Origin of the sequence: Photobacterium andalusiense, from assembly GCF_900185625.1 — a bacterium.
GTDB classification, from domain to species: domain Bacteria; phylum Pseudomonadota; class Gammaproteobacteria; order Enterobacterales; family Vibrionaceae; genus Photobacterium; species Photobacterium aquimaris.
Genome location: NZ_FYAJ01000001.1, coordinates 459,817 through 478,415, shown reverse-complemented (window position 1 = coordinate 478,415; position 18,599 = coordinate 459,817). Strand labels below are relative to the sequence as shown.

Here is an 18,599-nt window from a genome sequence, read left to right as displayed (position 1 = left end):
TTTGGATGAAATACAATACTTCTATTCTACCCTTAACATTGCTATCAACCAAATTTGTCCATACCCATTTTTTATTAAAGGGTTTTTTCTGCTCATAAAACCACCACTAATACCCTGTTACGGTTATTGTTTTATTATTTAGCCAACCATTTAGGCCGATACCATTGCTGAGAATAATTACGTTGTCTTTTTAGACTGTAATCATCTGCTGTTATTGTAATTGTAATTTGACCACTATCTTGAGTGCTGAGCCAATCAATATGGGTATCTTGATAACGCTTTTTAACCGTTTGAGACGGTAGCCCCCATGGATTAAAGTGACCAATAGAAGCGACGGCTAACGATGGCTGAATAGCATTGAGTAAGGTTTGGGTTGAAGAAGTGTTACTGCCATGATGCGGCACGATTATTATATCGGCTTGCCAAGCTTGATTTTGCATTAACATCACTAATTCAGATTTAGCGTCGATATCGCCAGTTAATAAAATACTTGGTCCCTGACCATCTATCGCTTGAATTCGAATAACGCAAGAATCTGAATTAGTTGCTCGACCGATTACTTTAGGTGGCCACTTAACTACAAAATCAAGACCTTGCCACTGCCACATTTGTCCTATAACACACTCAGAAAATTCTGCTCGTTGATCACTACTGTATTTCGCTATAGGCTGATAACGTTGAATAAGATACTCACTACCACCTGCATGATCACTATCAGCATGGCTCAAAATTAGCCCATCAATAGCGGTTATTCCTTTATAGGCCAATATTGGAGTAATAACGGATTTTGCAATACTGTTTTCATGCCACGAATTCCCCGTATCATAAATAAACACTTGCTGTTGTTTTTCAATTAAAATGGCTAAACCGTGGCCCACATCTAAGACACTGAGTGTCCATTGCGGTTGTTGATGATAATTACTTTCCCAGCGCCAACTCACTACAATATAAATAACACCGCAATAAAGCCATCGAAAAAACCATATAGGTAATAATGGCCATACAACGATAGTTATTGCGCCAATTACCAGTAATGGTGTTACAGAGGCAGGTAGCATCATCCATGCACCATGACTCCATGCTGCAATATTTAAAATAGGACTCAATGATAAATCAGCCAGTAGCCAACACCATGACGATAACCAAGGCCACCATGATGTTATGACACCAATTAGCACTAAAGGAACAGTAATAATACTGACCCAAGGCACGGCAACTAAATTGGTTAATGGCGCTACGAGAGATACACCACCAAACCACCACCATTGCATCGGCAACATTAATAGTAATAAATAGCCTTGTAACTTACAGAGGTACTTTATCTTTTGATACCCGCGTTTATACCAAGGTAACGCCGCCAAATTCGGTGAATCATCTGTCATCATCAGGGCTAAAAAAATAATAACCGCACCAAAAGACAACCAAAACCCTGCGCTGTAACTCACAAAAGGTTCCCACAACAAGCAGAAGCCGATAGTCACTAATACCACTTGCCATGGCAGCCAATAGATTGCGGTTACTCTTAAAATGCCAACGATTAAACACATTAATAATGCACGCAAAGTGGGTAAACTAAAGCCAGCTAACCATGCATAACCTAATGCAAAAGCCAATCCACTCAATAACGGTAGCCATAACCAATAATGTGTTTGCGGAAGACATAACCGTAATACGTAGCCTAACCACCACCCCATTAACATCGCAAGTCCGATATGAAGCCCTGAGATTGCTAATAAATGTGCTAAACCACTATCCCGTAGATAAAGCCAATCTTGAGCTTTAAGTCCATCTCTCAGCCCAAAGGTTAATGCGGTTAAATAGCTTTGATTATCTCTGTTTTTAAGTAATGGCGTAATTTGATCTAACCATTGCTGTCTCAATGAAGTTGATGAGGATAGACGTATTGGTATTGTATCGCCGCTATTCACCACGGCACTGCCATGAATACCGCGACTTAAAGCATATTGTTCACCATCAAAACCAGCTTGATTAACTCGACCAATAATACGACTTAACCTTACCGGTAATCGCCATACTTGTCCTTGTTTCAACTGTGGCGGATCTTTCCACATCACCATTAACCGCACTGGAAAAACAAAATCAACCTTAGCGGAATGCAGGTTGAGCACATTTACCTCAAAATTCTCAACGGGTATATTTTCATTAAAAAGCGTACTAACGCTAACATCTATGGTAATATTAGTTCTGTTTTTTGGAATGCTATCTATATCGTTAATATATTGATTAGCATCAAAAACAACCCATAATATAGCCAGTGAAAAGCAAATAACGATAACATTTCGATATACTATAAATATAATGATGCCAATAGCTATTAGTAATAGTAAATACCAATATGGTGGCAATATATTAAAAAAATGTAACGATAGAAAACCGCTGATACTCGCTATAAATATTTGAACCATATGGCCTTAGCCAGTTTAAAAAAAATCATTATGCCAAGACATTTCATTAAAAAATTTCTGCCTAGCCATGAAGTAATTAAACGCCAAAAAGCGTTGAAAATATTTGGAAATCTACTTTATAACCCTAATCTATGGTGTTTAAACCGTCGTTCAGCGTCTGGTGCATTTGCTGTTGGTCTGTTTATGGCCTTTGTTCCACTTCCTAGTCAAATGTTAATGGCCGCAGGTTTAGCTATTATGTTTGGTGTCAATTTACCGCTTTCAGTTGCGCTAGTATGGGTCAGTAATCCTGTTACTATGCCGGTACTATTTTATGGTGCTTATAAGCTAGGTGCATGGGTATTGCATAGCCCAGATGTTGGATTTCATTTTGAATTAACCTGGGATTTTTTGTTAAATCAAATGAGCCAAATCGGCCCTCCATTCTTACTAGGCTGCTTTATCTGTAGCGTTTTAAGTGCATTAATCGGATATTTCGGTATTCGCTGGCTATGGCGCTACTCGGTTGTACGTAGCTGGAATCGCCGTAAATTCCGTACCCCTAAAGTGCGCTAACGACTTTTTATCACAATAAAACTCCACTACGGTGGAGTTTTATTGTTAATCATTTTTTTTGAGAAATAGCCCCCACTGCTATAGAAGCTCTTACTCGTCCTTTCACCATTAGCTGATCTACCGCACACTCTTATCGCTATTCGCCCTTCAAGCACTTCACTAAAAACTTATATTGCTAATTAGTTGCATTTTATACCTAGCAATTATTATTGTTCCGTCTACTATTGAAAAATAAAATACATTGTTAAATAGCAGTCACTTACTAGCAGCTAAATAAACATTAATAATTTAATTAAAGGGAAATAAGATGGAAAACCCAGTGAAGAATTTACTGACAAAAGGTTGGAAATGGTTTGTCATCGTTGGCGTAATAGTGGCACTTGCAGGTATTTTTGCCATTAGCTTACCCGTTGCAGCAGGCATGACAATCACCACAATTATTGGTGTGATCTTTTTAGTGATTGGATTAGTACAGGTTTATCACACCTTTAGTATTCCACAATGGAAAACCAAATTATGGTATGTCATTAGTGCTCTATTCTACCTCATTGGTGGCTTATTTATTTTAGGGCAACCATTTATTGGTTTAGTCACTATTACTGTACTAATGATTGCAACTATGGTCTTTAACGGTATTACACGAATGATATTTGGCTTTAGTAGCAGAGAGCATCTTGCAGGCTGGCGCTGGATTGTATTCAGTGGCTTATTGTCTACCGCAATTGGGGTGTATTTCTTTAATTTAATGCACAATCCAGAGTTTTCAATGTCGCTATTAGGAATTTTTGTTGGAGTTTCATTAATATTTGAAGGAATTAGCTTTATTTTCATTGGTTCACAAATGAAAAAAGCACTTCATAAGTAAAGACTAACATTAAAACGACTATTAAAGCTTCAGTACTCTACTGAAGCTTTTTCTTTATAATTCAAATAATAACTTACTAAAAACATAACCAACAAATCATTTTCATCACAATTTATTATAAAAACATTGCCTTTAGTTAAAAATTTAAGTAAAAGTGTTTTTTTTATACTTAGGTGATACTGTTGATGGGTTATCTTACTCTATTTAGCTTACTGCTAAGCGTTTTACTAATAAACGCTACGAGTATAACTACGCTAACAACATCCCCCTCGTATGCTTTACATTCAACATCAGCATTTAACTTTACCAGTAATAAAGAAAACGGGAACGATAATGTCCTTATTTTATCGAATAATAATCATAAAACACGACAGCTATCAAAAATCGAGAAAAATAGTTTTGTTCCAGCTCTAAATTATGACAACAATGCCATTCAGCGATTACACCCAATAATAAGTCATTGTTCTAAGCATCAACGGTATCCACTTCTTGAGCTTGCTAATTTTCAATACCGTTTTACCCATAGTCGTAGGCAGTTAAGGTTACTCAATTACCGCGACATTTACTTTAATTATGACTCTGACTACAAGGACTACATAGATGCTTGATTCATTTGTATCTATTTTTTCAGCGCTATGGCAACAAGATTTTGCAGCATTACAAAACCCAGAAAGTATTGTAATGATCTATTTTTGTGTCACCTTTGTTATTTGGCTAGAAAGCGCATTTTTACCAGCAGCACCGCTACCTTGCGACAGTATTGTTATTTTAGCTGGCACATTAGGGGCTATGGGAATCATCGATTTTAAACTGATTGTATTTTTATTGATTGTTGCTGCTGCAGTTGGTAGCTGGTTGGCATATTTACAAGGTCGCTGGCTTGATCATTTGCCAAAAGTAAAACGTTGGGTAGATATGGTGCCGCCTCATCGAATGCAGACTGTTGATAAGCTGCTTATTCGTCATGGTATCGTAGCCTTGTTTACCGCACGATTTATTCCTGTTGTACGACCACTATTGCCATTAATGATGGGATTTAGGGTTAAGAATCAAGCTCACTTTTTCCGCTTTGCGTGGCTAAGTGCAACGGCATGGGTATTACTGCTAACTGGACTTGGCTACTTATTAACGCTATTACCAGAAAACGTTGCGCGTGTTACCACAATGGTATTGATGGTTGCGCCTTTTGTTACTTTAGGTATCGCAATCATTAGTTTGTTAAGTAGCTGGCTGCTGAAGCGTTTTAAAAAAAATAACATCGCTTAATCTCTGTTACAGTAACAATATACTAATCAATAGTCATAAAAAAACCCGCTAACAGTTAGCGGGTTTTTTATCATCTGTATACGGGCTTAAACTTAGAAGTAGAAGCGAGTACCGAATACAACGTTAGTTAGGCTATCTTTAGCTTTGTTGCCAGAGAACTCAATATCGTCAGTTGCGATGTTGTAGTTAACTTCTGCGCTTAGAGCAACGTTAGGGTTGATGAAGTACTTAACACCAGCAGCTAGTTTAATATTTAGCGCCCAAGAGTCGCCATCTTTACCAACATTGCTATCAGTACCAGTCTTTTCGTTGTAACTTAAAGCTGCAAGCTCAGTTGCTGCACCAACGTAAGGAACCCAGTTAGTAGAGTTAACAAAGTTGTACTCAGTGAATACACCTAGCTTACCGCTAATTGCATCGTTTTCATCTTTTGCTGCAACAGTTGCTGTACCACCAACTTCCCAGTTATCTTTTACGAAAGTACCGTAAGAACCGTTTAAGTTTAGATCCCAACCGCTACCAAGCTTAGCATTACCTTGAACACCAATCTCTTGTGTGCCAGCAGGAAGTTGAACAGCTGCTTGTGCTGCAACAGGAGCCATTACAGCAAAAGCTACTAATAAACCAAGTGCATTCTTTTTCATGTTAATTCCTAAATTGTGTTTTTTTATTAACAAAATAGCTGTCCATTATAATTAATAGTCATATCGATGCAGGATGAATCCCTTTCCAATAACGACAACAGCATACTTGTATTTAAGTAACGACAAATTATCACGTAAAAATGACACTGTTAAATTAAACAATATAAATTCACAAAAAAAAGAACAGTGTTCGTAATTTATATCTTACAAAGCTCCTGATCAGTGTTTGCAGTCAAACCTCAGCCAGCATCAGTGCTGGCTGTTAGTTACCTTTAAAGCCCCCGCCTGAGGAAAAATTGAAAATAACACGCCATAAAATAAAAAAAACATCTTTTATTACTGTCATAATAATCACTTTTTTGATTAAAAAATAACCATAAATATCAAATAACCTTCAATATAATTACTTTTAGATTTTATTTTTATATTTATTTATGCATCAAAATGAACTTATTTGTTTAATGATAATCAAAAATCAACATCTTACGATACTGATAATATTTGCGCTTCCTTAATGACGTTGTATCGCTAAAATACTCAAATAAAAAAACGAAGCCGAAGCTCCGTTTTTTATTAATCACACCAATACAAAGCCAATCAGTTATTACTTTGCACTTAACACTCGGGCTGGTTGTAATCGACTCGCTCTAGTTGCTGGATACCATGTTGCGAGTAAACTTAATACAATCGCTGTTGCAGTGACAATCGCCACATCTTGCCAAGCTAATTGTGTCGGTAAGAAATCGACAAAATAGATATCGCCAGACAAGAACCGATGACCGATGATTTTTTCGATTACTCGTACAATATGAGTTAAATTAATCGCAATTAATGAGCCAAATATCGAGCCAATAATACTACCAAGAACGCCTGACAATACACCATGCCAAACAAAGATAGCTTTAATCAGCCGATCACTCGCTCCCATAGTACGTAAAATAGCAATATCTGCGGCACGATCTTTTACTGCCATCATCAATGTAGAAACAATATTAAAACAAGCTACACCTATCACTAATACCATCACTAAATACATAATGGTACGTACCATTTGAATATCACGGTATAAATAGCCGTATTTTTGCATCCAGCTTTTTAAATAAACATAAACAGGCAACGTGTCGCCAACTTCTTTTACTATTTGTTGGGCATCAAGCACATTATCAACATTCATCTCGATGCCAGAGACACCTTGCCCCATATCTAAATATTGTTGTGCATCTTGTAACGGTACAATCGCTAAGCTGTGATCAATCTGTCCACCTAACGCAAGTAAGCCCACAACTTGTAGACGAATACGTTTAGGCGCTCTTAACTTCATTTCAGGATCGGTATTTGGAATCATCGCCGTGATCCAATCTCCTACCTTTAATTTCAGTTTAGTTGCAACACCTTGCCCTAAGATCACCTCGCGCTTACCTGCCGTGAAAGTTGACCATGCATTATTCTTTACATAATGAGGTAACTCACTCACTTTAAGCTGTTCTTTAGGATCAACACCACGCACTGCAACGGCTTTTAGCTTAGTGCCCCTTTCAAGTAATGCTGTAAATTCAACATAAGGCGCAGCAGCTGTAATATGTGGATGTTGCTCTACCTGCTTTAATAGTGGCTTCCAATTGTTCAATGGTGGTTCTACTGCTTGTAACTCACCTTGAGGAATAACAGACAGTACGCGTGTTTGTAATTCACGTTCAAAACCATTCATGGCAGATAAACCAATGATGATCACTGCAACCCCAACCGCAATACCAAGCATCGATGACAATGAGATAAATGACACCATTCGATTGCGTTTTTTAGAACGATTAAATCGACTACCTATATAGAGGGATAAAGGACGAAACATTACTTCTCCTTAACCTCAGCTAAAATACCATCTTGCATGTACATACAGCGATCAAGTTTTGATGCTAACTGCGTATCGTGAGTTACAACTAAAAATGCAGTACCTGATTCTGCATTTAACTTACGCATCAAATCATAAATATCTAATGCTGTTTGGTGATCTAAATTACCTGTCGGCTCATCGGCAAGCACAATCGCAGGGTTATTTACTAATGCACGGGCAATAGCAACCCGTTGGCGTTCACCACCACTGAGTTCTGAAGGACGATGTTCAAAACGATGATCAAGACCTACCATTGCCAGCATATCTTGAGCACGAGTACGCGCCTCACTTACAGCGACACCACCAATCAATAATGGCATTGCTACGTTTTCTGTGGCAGTAAAGTCAGCTAACAAATGGTGAAATTGATACACAAAACCAATATCTTGATTTCGAATTTTGGCTTGTTTATTTGAACTTAAAATATCTAACCGCTGCCCTTTAAAAAACACTTCGCCGTTAGTCGGTTCATCTAGCGCACCTAAAATATGCAACAAGGTACTTTTACCCGAACCTGAAGAGCCAACAATAGCGACTAATTCATGATCAGCTATTTCAATATTGACCTTTTTTAATACTTCAGTTTGTAATTGACCTTCTTGATAGGTTTTACATAATTGCTGACAAGATAATAAAGCATTATTCATAACGAAGAGCCTCAGCAGGACGGACAGCGGCCGCACGATAAGAAGGGAAAATAGTCGCTAATAAACTCAAAATAATAGCGCCAACAATAACAGCCAAAATTTGCACCGGTTCAAAATCTACCGGTAGAGAACCACCAATAGCAGCGAGGTTAACACCGAAAAAAGCCATAATTGGATTTATATAATGAGACAGTATCACCCCAAAAATACCACCTAATAATGCGCCAATAACACCACTACTCGAGCCTTGAACCATAAATAGTGTCAGTACCTGTCGATGAGTCATACCTTGAGTTTTTAGAATGGCCACTTCCGCTTGCTTTTCCATTACAACCATTATTAATGCGGAAATAATATTAAACGCAGCGACACCAATGATAAGCCCCAACATCAGCCCCATCATGTTTTTTTCCATTTTAACCGCTTGAAATAACTCACCGCGTTGCTCACGCCAATCAGACCATTTCCAATTATTAGGCAATGGTATTTTTGCAAGTTCAGTAACGGCAAATGGATCATCAAGATATAGCCGCCAACCTGACATTTGATCTAGTTTATAATGCAATAACCTACCAGCATCAGAGATATTCGTGAAAACTAGCTGTTTATCAACGTCAGAACCAGTATCGTAAATTCCAGATACGGTAAAATTACGCTGACTAGGTAAGCGTCCTAAGGGCGTAAATTGGCTGGCACTAGTGACCATAAGACGAATTTTATCACCTGGCTGAATATCCAATTCAACAGCCAGTGCTTGACCAATAATAACGTTAAAACTCCCCGGCTGAAGGTCTTTTAATGAACCCACCATTAAATGATCAGCAATCGGATCATATTGGTTTGGTTCAATACCTATCATCATTCCAGCGGCTAACGAATTCGCACTTTGAATGATAGTTTCACCCCGTGTAATTGCCGTAACTTTGGTTACATGTGGCAATTGCTTGAGTACTGTTGGAACCTGTTCAGAAAGTGGAACCCGCCCATCAGCATGCGTTACAACAGCTTGCGGTAACACACCTAAAATTCGGTCTTTGAGTTGTTGTTCAAAACCGTTCATGACCGACATTACGGTAATTAGTGCCATCACTCCAACAGTAATACCCGCGGTTGACATATAAGAAACGAAGCGACTAAAACGGTCACCTGAACGTCCTCGTAAATAACGTAAACCAATAAAAAAAGATACAGGATGAAACATAGGCTTAAAAAACCACTCCTTTATTTGATGACTCAAGAATACGCGTTAACGCCGCTGTTTACCATCTAGCAAGGTAAATGTAATGTAAAAACAGTGAGTAAAAGATAGCCGCATAACGGAGATCACTTGCTCGTCGGTACGCTCTAAGTAATAATTAACCCATATGTCACCGATATAATCTGGGTTACATAACCTCAATAGTGACTACGTCGATGACAACTAACAGGCAGTGAGTAAGTAATGAGACAAGATGAATATTTTTCAGTTCACTTAGGACTAACAATCAATGTCGAACCATTAGCAGATGGAAAACCACTCCCCGATGTTGACACCTTTCGCGCTGAAATACCGCCATTATTTCGTATCGCCAGCGAATGTAACACGCTCGAAGAAAATGCAGAACGGCTATTATCTGGATTTGGTAAACAAGACAGTAAACTATTAGTCGATTATCTTAGTGCTCAAAACAGTAAAATAAACCTGCTGTTATCTTACGTGCTATCTCAACAAGATAATGCTACTTATCGATATATAACTGATACCTTTGGTGCGAGTAATGTCAGCTTTTATAGCTCACATGAATTTCCAATTGGGCAAAATGTCACCGTTAAACTATTTTTAGATCACCCTGCGGCGGCAATTTATTGTTATGCTGAGGTGGTTAACTGCTCCGTTTTAGAGGATCGTTTTTTAATTCAGCTGCATTACACGCGACTATTAGAAGACGATCGTGATTTATTAATCCGTGCCGCACTGCATTGCCAACAAAAGCTTTTACGTCAGCGGGCCCAACAACGAAACATGAATAATAACAATGACGAATAAAACATTACTTTCCATTCCCGTACCTAAAAAATCTGGGGATAATCGTTACATCGGTAATTTATCAGGTTCTGCGTTGGCGTTGTCATTAGCAGAAATAGCGGCCAAGCATAATGGGCCAATACTTACCGTTGTTGCTGATACTCAAACTGCACTAAAACTACAGCCTGAAATAACTCAGTTTTGTGATATCGATGTCCATGTTTTTCCGGATTGGGAAACACTGCCGTATGATAATTTCTCACCTCATCAAGATATTATCTCTGAGCGCCTCGCTCGTTTATATAAAATGCCAACTCAAAAAAATGGTATTATATTAGTCCCTATCAGTACGCTACTACAGCGCCTTACTCCTCAAGAATTTATTCATAAGCATGCCTTGATTGTCAAAAAAGACGATCGAATTTCGCTAGAGAAATTGCGCCTTCAATTAGAAGCATCAGGCTATCGTCATGTTGATCAAGTGATGGAACATGGTGAATATGCAAGCCGAGGCTCATTAGTAGATCTATTTCCAATGGGCAGTAATGCACCCTATCGAATCGATTTTTTTGATGATGAAGTTGATTCTATTCGTCAATTTGACCCTGAAAATCAACGTTCAACAGCAGAAATTGACACTATAGATCTTCTACCTGCGCATGAGTTCCCAACCGATGAATTAGCGATTGAAAACTTTCGTATGCGCTGGCGTGAACGTTTTGAAGCACGCCGTGAACCAGAATCTATTTATCAACAAGTCAGTAAGAAAATCTGGCCAACAGGTATCGAATATTGGCAACCACTGTTTTTTGATCATACCGAAACCCTGTTTGATTATTTACCTAGTAATGCATTATTGGTGACATTAGGTGATTTAGAGCCAGCAGTAGATACCTTCTTACACGATGCTGAATACCGCTACGATCAACGTCGCGTTGATCCATTACGACCATTACTCACCCCTAAAGAGTTATGGCTAACTAAAGATGAAATGTTTAGTGGCTTTAAACAACTGCCGCGAGTAAGAATACAGCGCGATCCCATTGATGATGAAAAAGTAGGCCGTTATAACCCGGCATTAACCGCTGTTCCAGCTATCGCCATTAATCATCAACTCAAAGAGCCATTTGCTGAACTGCGTCAGTTTACTGAGCAATTTAAAGGAAAAATCATTTTCTCAGTGGCTTCTGAAGGTCGCCGTGAAGCATTATTTGATTTGTTAGCTCGAATAAAGCTTCGTCCAACAGTTTTTGATAGTCTTGAAGCAGCAATGGCTGATAAAAAAGCCAAATATTGTCTTGTTATTGGTGCAGCTGAAAATGGTTTTATTCTAGAAAAACCCGCTGTCGCTTTTATTTGTGAAAGTGATTTATTGGGCGAACGTATTCAACAACGCCGCCGCAATGATAAAAAAACCACGGTTAATGCTGATACCATTATTCGTAATCTGGCTGAATTACAAGTCGGTCAGCCTGTGGTTCATATCGATCATGGTATTGGCCGTTATCAAGGTTTACAAACCCTAGAAGCTGGCGGTATTAAGACCGAATATGTCACCCTTGAATATCAAGGTGGTGCAAAACTGTATGTGCCTGTCGCTTCACTACACCTTATTAGTCGTTACTCTGGTGGCGCTGAAGAAACCGCCCCGATTCATAAATTAGGTGGTGAAGCATGGGTTAAAGCACGCCGTAAAGCCGCTGAAAAAGTACGTGACGTTGCCGCAGAATTACTGGAAGTTTACGCCATGCGTGAGCTAAAACCAGGTTTTAAATTCAAACTTGATCGTGAAAGCTATGCTGATTTTTGTACCAGTTTCCCTTACGAAGAAACCTATGATCAAGCATTAGCGATTAACGCGGTGCTATCTGACATGTGCCAACCTAAAGCGATGGATCGTCTAGTATGTGGTGATGTTGGTTTTGGTAAAACAGAAGTTGCAATGCGAGCAGCCTTTGTTGCTGTTGATAATAATAAACAAGTAACGATCTTAGTACCGACAACACTATTAGCGCAGCAGCATTTCGAAAACTTTCGCGATCGCTTTGCCAATACGCCGATTCGTGTTGAAGTGCTATCTCGCTTTAAAACAGCCAAAGAACAGAAACAAATATTGGCCGATGTTGAAGAAGGTAAGATTGATATTCTCATTGGTACTCACAAACTACTTAATAGTAGCGTTAACTACCATGATCTTGGGTTACTAGTAGTTGATGAAGAACACCGCTTTGGTGTCCGCCAAAAAGAAAAGATTAAAGCAATTCGAGCTGACGTTGATATTCTAACGTTAACTGCAACACCAATCCCTCGAACGCTTAATATGGCAATGAGTGGTATGCGTGACTTATCAATCATTGCTACTCCACCAGCGCGTCGTCTAGCAATTAAAACCTTTGTTCGACAAAGTGATGAAAATATTATTCGTGAAGCAATATTGCGTGAAATTAGCCGTGGTGGTCAAGTGTACTTCCTGCATAACGAAGTCGATAGCATCGAGCAAACCACAGAAGATTTAGCCAAGTTAATTCCAGAGGCACGTGTAACTTTTGCACATGGTCAAATGCGTGAACGTGAACTTGAAAAGATCATGGGTGATTTTTACCACCAACGTTTTAATGTCTTAGTTTGTACTACTATTATTGAAACTGGTATCGATGTACCTAGTGCTAATACCATTATTATGGATCGTGCCGATAACCTTGGTTTAGCCCAATTACACCAGTTACGTGGTCGTGTTGGTCGTTCTCATCATCAAGCTTATGCCTACTTACTGACCCCCCACCCTAAACGTATGACCAAAGATGCGGTTAAACGTTTAGAAGCTATTGCATCACTAGAAGATCTTGGTGCCGGCTTTACCCTAGCAACCCATGATTTAGAAATTCGTGGTGCAGGTGAACTATTAGGTGACGAACAAAGTGGTCAAATTCAATCCGTTGGTTTTAGCTTATTCATGGAAATGCTAGAACAAGCTGTTGAATCATTACGTGAAGGTAAAGAACCAACACTTGATGACTTACTCAAACAACAAGCTGAGGTAGAAATGCGTATTCCAGCATTACTACCCGATGATTATATTCCTGATATTAATACTCGTTTATCGCTCTATAAGCGCATTGCTAGTGCAATAAATGACAATGAACTTAATGAGATAAAAGTCGAGCTGATCGATCGCTTTGGTTTATTACCAGAAGCAGCAACTAACTTGTTAACCGTCAATAGTCTTAAACTCAAAGCCGCTATTATCGGAGTTAAGAAGGTCGAGAGTAATGAGAAAGGCGGTTACCTTGAATTTAAACAAGATGCCGCTATTAATCCTCATTTCTTGGTTAGTTTACTGCAAACACAACCGCAGCATTTTAGAATGGAAGGACCAACTAAGCTCAAACTTGTATCGGAACAACCAGATCGTAAAAAGAGAATTAAATTCATTGAAGATCTACTTAACCAATTTAGAGAAAATATGATCTAATACCGACTAACCCTAGACACTCGTCTAGGGTTTTTCTTTAATATTATGACCTTACCGACTATCACTTCATGGACCACTATTATCATGAAACTTGATTACCAACTTACCACACCGCGGCTTATTTTACGGCCATTTAAAACTGCTGATTTAAACGCTTTTTTTGAAGCCGTTAATCAATCAGCGCCTTACCTTGAGCCTTGGTTAGAATGGTGTGATAGTGATTTTGACCAACAACAAGCTCATGAATGGATAGCAGCTAGTCGTTTAAGTTGGCAACATGATTACAGTTATGAATTAGCGATTTTTGATCGTTTTAGTGATGAGTTTGTAGGTACAGTTTCGCTCAGTGCTATTACGCCATTATTTAATTCTGCCAATCTCGGCTATTGGATCAGTCACAATTATCATCGCCAAGGCATGGCGACGGAAGCTAGTCTCGCTATTATTCAATTTGGCTTTCAAATATTAGGTCTTACTCGACTAGAAATCATTACTCATATTGATAACTATGCCAGTCAAAAGACCGCATTAGCTTGTAATGCTATTTTTGAATGCGAAGCAAGAAATCGTATTTTTTATCGAAATAAACCAATCAATGGCTATGTGTATTCTCTCATACCACAAGATTTATATTAAACCTAATTATCGGCATTGATATTAGTATGCATCAATCTTTAATTCCCTCATATCTGGTAACATTGCCGATTCTTTATTCAATAAAATGGTCTCTTATTATGCACACCACAGCAAGCCGTCACGGTCACGATGTTCTCAACCTTATTTCCGATGCATCAGTACCTTTCACCCTTGAAACATTACACACCTATGTCGAGCAACATTGGGGAACCGAGGTTCGCTTTCATACTTGTAAACTTAACGATCTTTCATTAGATGCACTGCTGACGTTTCTTTTATCTCGCAATAAGATCACTGTTAATGGTGATCAGTTACATACTAATAAAGATAATATTTGTCAGCATTAAGACATTCGTATTATCTGCTTTAAAAAACAAATAATTTCACGAGGTTGCTGTTCACTGTTACGAGTAATGGTAAGATAAATAAACTTAACTCAGTAAGGACACACTAGTGCCAAAAATTATTATTGCAGTGGTTATCGCTGCCGTAGTTGCGTTTTTTCTTTATCGCTCTTACAACAACAAACAAGCTGCACAAGAAAATATTAAGATTGGGCAAGAATTTCTAGCGGCAAACAAATTAAAACAAGGCGTGCAAACCACTGCTTCAGGTTTACAATATTTAGTATTACAACCAGGTACTGGCACTGAACACCCAAAACCAACAGATACAGTGACTGTCCATTACCATGGTACGTTAATTAATGGCACTGTATTTGATAGTTCAGTTGATCGTGGTGAAAAGATTTCATTTCCACTAAATCGAGTGATTAAGGGCTGGACAGAAGGCTTACAACATATGGTTGTTGGCGAAAAAGTACGCTTCTTTATTCCTGCAAATCTTGCTTATGGTAATAATGGCGCTGGTAGCATTCCACCAGGATCTGTGCTGATCTTTGACGTTGAGCTATTTAAAATTAATTAATTTATCTGCCCCAATTAAAACGCCAGTATGGAACTCTATCAAAAGAGTTACTGTCATACTGGCGTTTTTTATTACTTTACTATTATTACGCTAATCTATTAGTGCAATTTCAAACTTGGACGAAGTACACGGTTAATTCGACCCACTAACATAATCAAACCGGTTTTAAACATCCCATGTAACGCCATTTGGTGCATACGATACAATGAAATGTAAACCATACGGGCAATACGGCCTTCAACCATCATTGAACCTTTTGACAAATTACCCATTAAGCTACCAACAGTAGAAAAACGGCTTAATGATACTAATGAACCATGGTCACTATAGATGTAAGGTTTTTGCTCACGATCAGATAATTTAGCCACGATATTAGCAAAACAACGACTTGCCATTTGGTGGGCAGCTTGCGCACGTGGTGGTACAAATGAACCATCTTCTTGTACACATGATGCTAAGTCACCGATAACATAAATATTATCATCACGAGTGGTTTGCAGCGTTGGTTTTACCACTAACTGATTAATGCGGTTAGTTTCAAGACCTGCAATATCTTTCATGAAATCAGGCGCTTTAATACCAGCAGCCCACACCATAATTTGTGCAGGAATATGTTCACCATCTTTAGTGGTTAAGCCCGTTTCATCGGCCTTTGTTACCATCGTCGCAGTACGAACATTAACACCTAACTTAGTTAACTCATTATGTGCCGCTTGAGAAATTCGTGGCGGCAAGGCTGGTAAAATACGCTCACCAGCTTCAACTAAATTAATGTTTAAACGGGAACTATCAAGATCACCAAAACCGTAGTTATGTAATTCTTGCACAGCATTATGTAGCTCAGCAGAAAGCTCTACGCCAGTCGCACCCGCACCAACAATCGCAATATCAACCGTTTTTTGGTCTTTATTCGCATGTAACTTCATGAACTGGTTATTCATTTCACTACGGAAACGATGTGCCTGTTCAGGACTATCAAGGAAAATACAGTTATCACGTACACCCTGAGTATTAAAATCATTTGATGTAGAACCAATCGCCAATACTAGAATATCGTATTCTAATGAGCGCTCAGGCACTAATAACTCATTATGTTTGTCATATAATGCCGCTAAAGTGATGGTTTTAGCATCACGATCAATATCTTGCAATGAGCCCATTTGGAAATCAAATGAATGGTTTTTAGCATGAGCGCGGTAACTAATTGCATCAACACCTGCGTCTAACGATCCTGTTGCAACTTCATGCAATAATGGCTTCCATAAATGGCTTGCTCGACGATCAACTAATGTTACTTCAGCACGACGCTTACGGCCTAATGTACGACCCAATTTAGTGGCTAATTCTAAACCACCAGCACCACCACCAACAACGATAATACGTGTCAAGATAGCTTCCTCTCTATTTATATGATTTTTAAAAACCGACAAAGACTCAATTGCATAACAGTCTGCTAATTGTAAATAATCAAGCATCAAGACCGCTAGGCGAAAAAGTATCTATATGTTTAAGTTCACGTACGTAGGCAGACGGATCTACGACCCGTCTGTGATATGTAGGAGGTAATGGTTCCGTTATTACTGCGCTTTAAACGCTTTTATTTTTTGTAGATGTTGCGAGATTTTTGTAAATTTATGCGATTCATTTTCATCCCATAAAATATCATAAAATTGATCTAGCTCATCTTTTGTTTGCTGATTATCTAACACTTCATCATGAGTTGAAAGGATACAAAGGCAATTTCCTGTATTTTTTTTACGAAAATTTGTTACACACTTTGTCAGAATATCCTCATATTCCTCAGGACGGTCTATTTTTCCTTCCATATTATGCTCAGGATGCAAATTAGGATTAAACATTACCTGTTTTATGCCTGATAAGAAGCCTATCCGCTCAGCCCAATACCCACCAAGACCAACACCACAAATTAGTGGTTGTTGATCATTACAGGTTTCTAGTAATTTATGTACTTCTTTCAATAAATGTTGCATATCATGTTTAGGATGCAGCGTACTATAATTTAGAAATCGAACATCAGAATCAATAAATTGTAATTGCAATACTTTTTCATGATTACCTGGGCTTGTAGAGTCAAAGCCATGTAAATAAATAATCATTATTATCCCTCACTATCTAGTAATAATTTTACGTACTATCTATACCGATATCGCGAGGTTAAATCCATAATCTGAGTAGTGTTTTAACAAATTTAAAACAAAAACTATGATCTCGTCTACAAAAAACTATTCATATAAATAATATCAGTTACAACTCAAGTGTCATTTTTAATAACTTACTTATTGTTTTTAAAGAATATTTTATTATATATCACTTAACACTTATTAATGTATTCAATAAGTTGTAACTGTAATTGCGAAGCATGTTGTAAATATTGTGGTTGATGCCAGACATCGTAACCAACGTAATACCACAATAATGCCAAATATTGGCACCACGGTTTCCAGCTAATAACAGCTTGTAACCAGTCATGTTTATTAAACTGTGTTTCTTTGTCAACCAACTGTCGATAGTCGCAATAATCACTTATAGCTAATTCATCATCGAGGTCATTGGCAATAATTGTCATGGCTAAATCTAAACTTGGATCACCTGCCGCAGCATATTCCCAATCGATAATTTTGGCATTTTCCGCCGTTGAACCTTGCTTTGAATATGGCACGATAACGTTATAGCGCCCGAGATCAAAATGGCAGCAACAATCATCAAACGCTGTTGGTATGGGACGATTTTGAAAGGAATTATAGATAGCAGTTAATAACGGTGTTTTATGTTCAGTATTAATGTATTGCCAATAATGCAGTCCTCGCTGTTTAATATCTAACCGCCAACAAGGTACTGGTAATTGATGCACTTTTGCTTGTAATTGACACAATGCGGTATTTGAAAAATGAGGGGATGCTTCTGTCCCAGCAAGCCATTCAACAAACAATCCTGTTACTTGTTCTGTTGATGTGTCGGTGTTAACAAGTAATTGCAATGGTTTAGGAGCTAAACCGGTCTCAGAAATCATGGTTAGTAAATCGTATTCATATTGACGTTGAATACCAAATGCATGAGCCGCTATAGAAAATGGCCGCCATACATAGTGTTTGGTTTGATTTATTGAACGATGAAATAATTCGACTTTCCAACAACGATTAGTTAAGCCTCCCGCTAACTTTGATGCTGAAACAAACTCAGTATCGGGTAAAGTCCGTAAAAGATCATGATTAAAATGTGCATGATCACCCATATTATTGCTCCT

At 38.3% G+C, this 18,599-nt stretch carries 16 protein-coding genes; 8 read left to right on the top strand and 8 right to left on the bottom strand.

The features are described from left to right. Positions 1-134: 134 nt before the first annotated feature. Positions 135-2,426 carry a DNA internalization-related competence protein ComEC/Rec2 gene (locus PAND9192_RS02195; RefSeq protein ID WP_087852353.1) on the bottom strand — a complete coding sequence of 764 codons (2,292 nt, stop codon included), beginning with the start codon at positions 2,424-2,426 and terminating at the stop codon, positions 135-137. 30 nt (positions 2,427-2,456) lie between these two features. On the opposite strand from PAND9192_RS02195, the gene PAND9192_RS02190 reads away from it, so the two are divergent. The 3 genes from PAND9192_RS02190 to PAND9192_RS02180 all read left to right on the top strand — a co-directional run bounded on the left by PAND9192_RS02190 (position 2,457) and on the right by PAND9192_RS02180 (position 5,112). Next, a complete protein-coding gene (locus PAND9192_RS02190) occupies positions 2,457-2,981 on the top strand; it encodes a DUF2062 domain-containing protein (protein ID WP_087819979.1) in 525 nt (174 codons plus the stop codon). Between the two features lie 307 nt (positions 2,982-3,288). Continuing rightward, positions 3,289-3,846, top strand: coding sequence for an HdeD family acid-resistance protein (locus PAND9192_RS02185; RefSeq protein WP_087852352.1), 558 nt, complete (start codon positions 3,289-3,291; stop codon positions 3,844-3,846). A gap of 600 nt (positions 3,847-4,446) precedes the next feature. After that, on the top strand, positions 4,447-5,112 hold the full coding sequence (locus tag PAND9192_RS02180; RefSeq protein WP_065166211.1) for a DedA family protein: 666 nt from the start codon (positions 4,447-4,449) through the stop codon (positions 5,110-5,112). Positions 5,113-5,204: 92 nt separating this feature from the next. Here the strand turns inward: PAND9192_RS02180 and PAND9192_RS02175 are convergent, their stop codons facing one another. The 4 genes from PAND9192_RS02175 to lolC form a co-directional block, all read right to left on the bottom strand. Next, entirely contained in the window at positions 5,205-5,756 is a 552-nt protein-coding gene (locus PAND9192_RS02175; protein WP_060996549.1) for an outer membrane beta-barrel protein, read from the bottom strand. Between the two features lie 604 nt (positions 5,757-6,360). Further along, a complete protein-coding gene (gene lolE / locus PAND9192_RS02170; RefSeq protein ID WP_087852351.1) occupies positions 6,361-7,605 on the bottom strand; it encodes a lipoprotein-releasing ABC transporter permease subunit LolE in 1,245 nt (414 codons plus the stop codon). Then, positions 7,605-8,294, bottom strand: coding sequence for a lipoprotein-releasing ABC transporter ATP-binding protein LolD (lolD, locus tag PAND9192_RS02165; RefSeq protein WP_087852350.1), 690 nt, complete (start codon positions 8,292-8,294; stop codon positions 7,605-7,607). Before lolD ends, lolE begins: the two co-directional genes overlap by 1 nt. After that, positions 8,287-9,495, bottom strand: a complete 1,209-nt coding sequence (gene lolC / locus PAND9192_RS02160) for a lipoprotein-releasing ABC transporter permease subunit LolC (RefSeq protein ID WP_087852349.1) — start codon at positions 9,493-9,495, stop codon at positions 8,287-8,289. The genes lolD and lolC overlap by 8 nt, the downstream gene beginning before the upstream one ends. A 240-nt stretch (positions 9,496-9,735) precedes the next feature. Between lolC and PAND9192_RS02155 the strand changes: the two genes are divergently transcribed. The 5 genes from PAND9192_RS02155 (at position 9,736) to bamJ (ending at position 15,334) form a co-directional block, all read left to right on the top strand. After that, positions 9,736-10,320 carry a PilZ domain-containing protein gene (locus PAND9192_RS02155; protein WP_087852348.1) on the top strand — a complete coding sequence of 195 codons (585 nt, stop codon included), beginning with the start codon at positions 9,736-9,738 and terminating at the stop codon, positions 10,318-10,320. Continuing rightward, positions 10,310-13,771 carry a transcription-repair coupling factor gene (gene mfd, locus PAND9192_RS02150; protein WP_087852347.1) on the top strand — a complete coding sequence of 1,154 codons (3,462 nt, stop codon included), beginning with the start codon at positions 10,310-10,312 and terminating at the stop codon, positions 13,769-13,771. The genes PAND9192_RS02155 and mfd overlap by 11 nt, the downstream gene beginning before the upstream one ends. Positions 13,772-13,855: 84 nt before the next feature. Continuing rightward, entirely contained in the window at positions 13,856-14,407 is a 552-nt protein-coding gene (locus tag PAND9192_RS02145) for a GNAT family N-acetyltransferase (RefSeq protein ID WP_087852880.1), read from the top strand. Positions 14,408-14,505: 98 nt separating this feature from the next. After that, positions 14,506-14,754 carry a YecH family metal-binding protein gene (locus PAND9192_RS02140; RefSeq protein ID WP_159458195.1) on the top strand — a complete coding sequence of 83 codons (249 nt, stop codon included), beginning with the start codon at positions 14,506-14,508 and terminating at the stop codon, positions 14,752-14,754. Between the two features lie 106 nt (positions 14,755-14,860). Beyond that, positions 14,861-15,334, top strand: a complete 474-nt coding sequence (bamJ, locus tag PAND9192_RS02135) for a BamJ family beta-barrel-assembly machinery protein (protein WP_060996557.1) — start codon at positions 14,861-14,863, stop codon at positions 15,332-15,334. Positions 15,335-15,432: 98 nt separating this feature from the next. On the opposite strand, the gene PAND9192_RS02130 is transcribed toward bamJ, so the two are convergent. The 3 genes from PAND9192_RS02130 to PAND9192_RS02120 all read right to left on the bottom strand — a co-directional run bounded on the left by PAND9192_RS02130 (position 15,433) and on the right by PAND9192_RS02120 (position 18,587). Next, a complete protein-coding gene (locus PAND9192_RS02130) occupies positions 15,433-16,722 on the bottom strand; it encodes an NAD(P)/FAD-dependent oxidoreductase (RefSeq protein WP_036795240.1) in 1,290 nt (429 codons plus the stop codon). Between the two features lie 189 nt (positions 16,723-16,911). Next, positions 16,912-17,451, bottom strand: a complete 540-nt coding sequence (ycfP, locus tag PAND9192_RS02125) for an alpha/beta hydrolase YcfP (RefSeq protein ID WP_087852345.1) — start codon at positions 17,449-17,451, stop codon at positions 16,912-16,914. Between the two features lie 215 nt (positions 17,452-17,666). Beyond that, complete coding sequence (locus PAND9192_RS02120) at positions 17,667-18,587, bottom strand: phosphotransferase (RefSeq protein ID WP_087852344.1); 921 nt, start codon at positions 18,585-18,587, stop codon at positions 17,667-17,669. Between the last annotated feature and the right edge of the window lie 12 nt (positions 18,588-18,599).

What these genes read in the sequence shown, in the direction of transcription:
- PAND9192_RS02190 (WP_087819979.1), top strand. Translation starts at nt 2,457, where the DNA reads ATGCCAAGACATTTCATTAAAAAATTTCTGCCTAGCCATGAAGTAATT.
- PAND9192_RS02195 (WP_087852353.1), bottom strand. Translation starts at nt 2,426, where the DNA reads ATGGTTCAAATATTTATAGCGAGTATCAGCGGTTTTCTATCGTTACAT.
- PAND9192_RS02155 (WP_087852348.1), top strand. Translation starts at nt 9,736, where the DNA reads ATGAGACAAGATGAATATTTTTCAGTTCACTTAGGACTAACAATCAAT.
- ycfP (WP_087852345.1), bottom strand. Translation starts at nt 17,451, where the DNA reads ATGATTATTTATTTACATGGCTTTGACTCTACAAGCCCAGGTAATCAT.
- PAND9192_RS02120 (WP_087852344.1), bottom strand. Translation starts at nt 18,587, where the DNA reads ATGGGTGATCATGCACATTTTAATCATGATCTTTTACGGACTTTACCC.
- lolD (WP_087852350.1), bottom strand. Translation starts at nt 8,294, where the DNA reads ATGAATAATGCTTTATTATCTTGTCAGCAATTATGTAAAACCTATCAA.
- lolE (WP_087852351.1), bottom strand. Translation starts at nt 7,605, where the DNA reads ATGTTTCGTCCTTTATCCCTCTATATAGGTAGTCGATTTAATCGTTCT.
- PAND9192_RS02140 (WP_159458195.1), top strand. Translation starts at nt 14,506, where the DNA reads ATGCACACCACAGCAAGCCGTCACGGTCACGATGTTCTCAACCTTATT.
- PAND9192_RS02180 (WP_065166211.1), top strand. Translation starts at nt 4,447, where the DNA reads ATGCTTGATTCATTTGTATCTATTTTTTCAGCGCTATGGCAACAAGAT.
- PAND9192_RS02185 (WP_087852352.1), top strand. Translation starts at nt 3,289, where the DNA reads ATGGAAAACCCAGTGAAGAATTTACTGACAAAAGGTTGGAAATGGTTT.
- PAND9192_RS02145 (WP_087852880.1), top strand. Translation starts at nt 13,856, where the DNA reads ATGAAACTTGATTACCAACTTACCACACCGCGGCTTATTTTACGGCCA.
- PAND9192_RS02175 (WP_060996549.1), bottom strand. Translation starts at nt 5,756, where the DNA reads ATGAAAAAGAATGCACTTGGTTTATTAGTAGCTTTTGCTGTAATGGCT.
- mfd (WP_087852347.1), top strand. Translation starts at nt 10,310, where the DNA reads ATGACGAATAAAACATTACTTTCCATTCCCGTACCTAAAAAATCTGGG.
- lolC (WP_087852349.1), bottom strand. Translation starts at nt 9,495, where the DNA reads ATGTTTCATCCTGTATCTTTTTTTATTGGTTTACGTTATTTACGAGGA.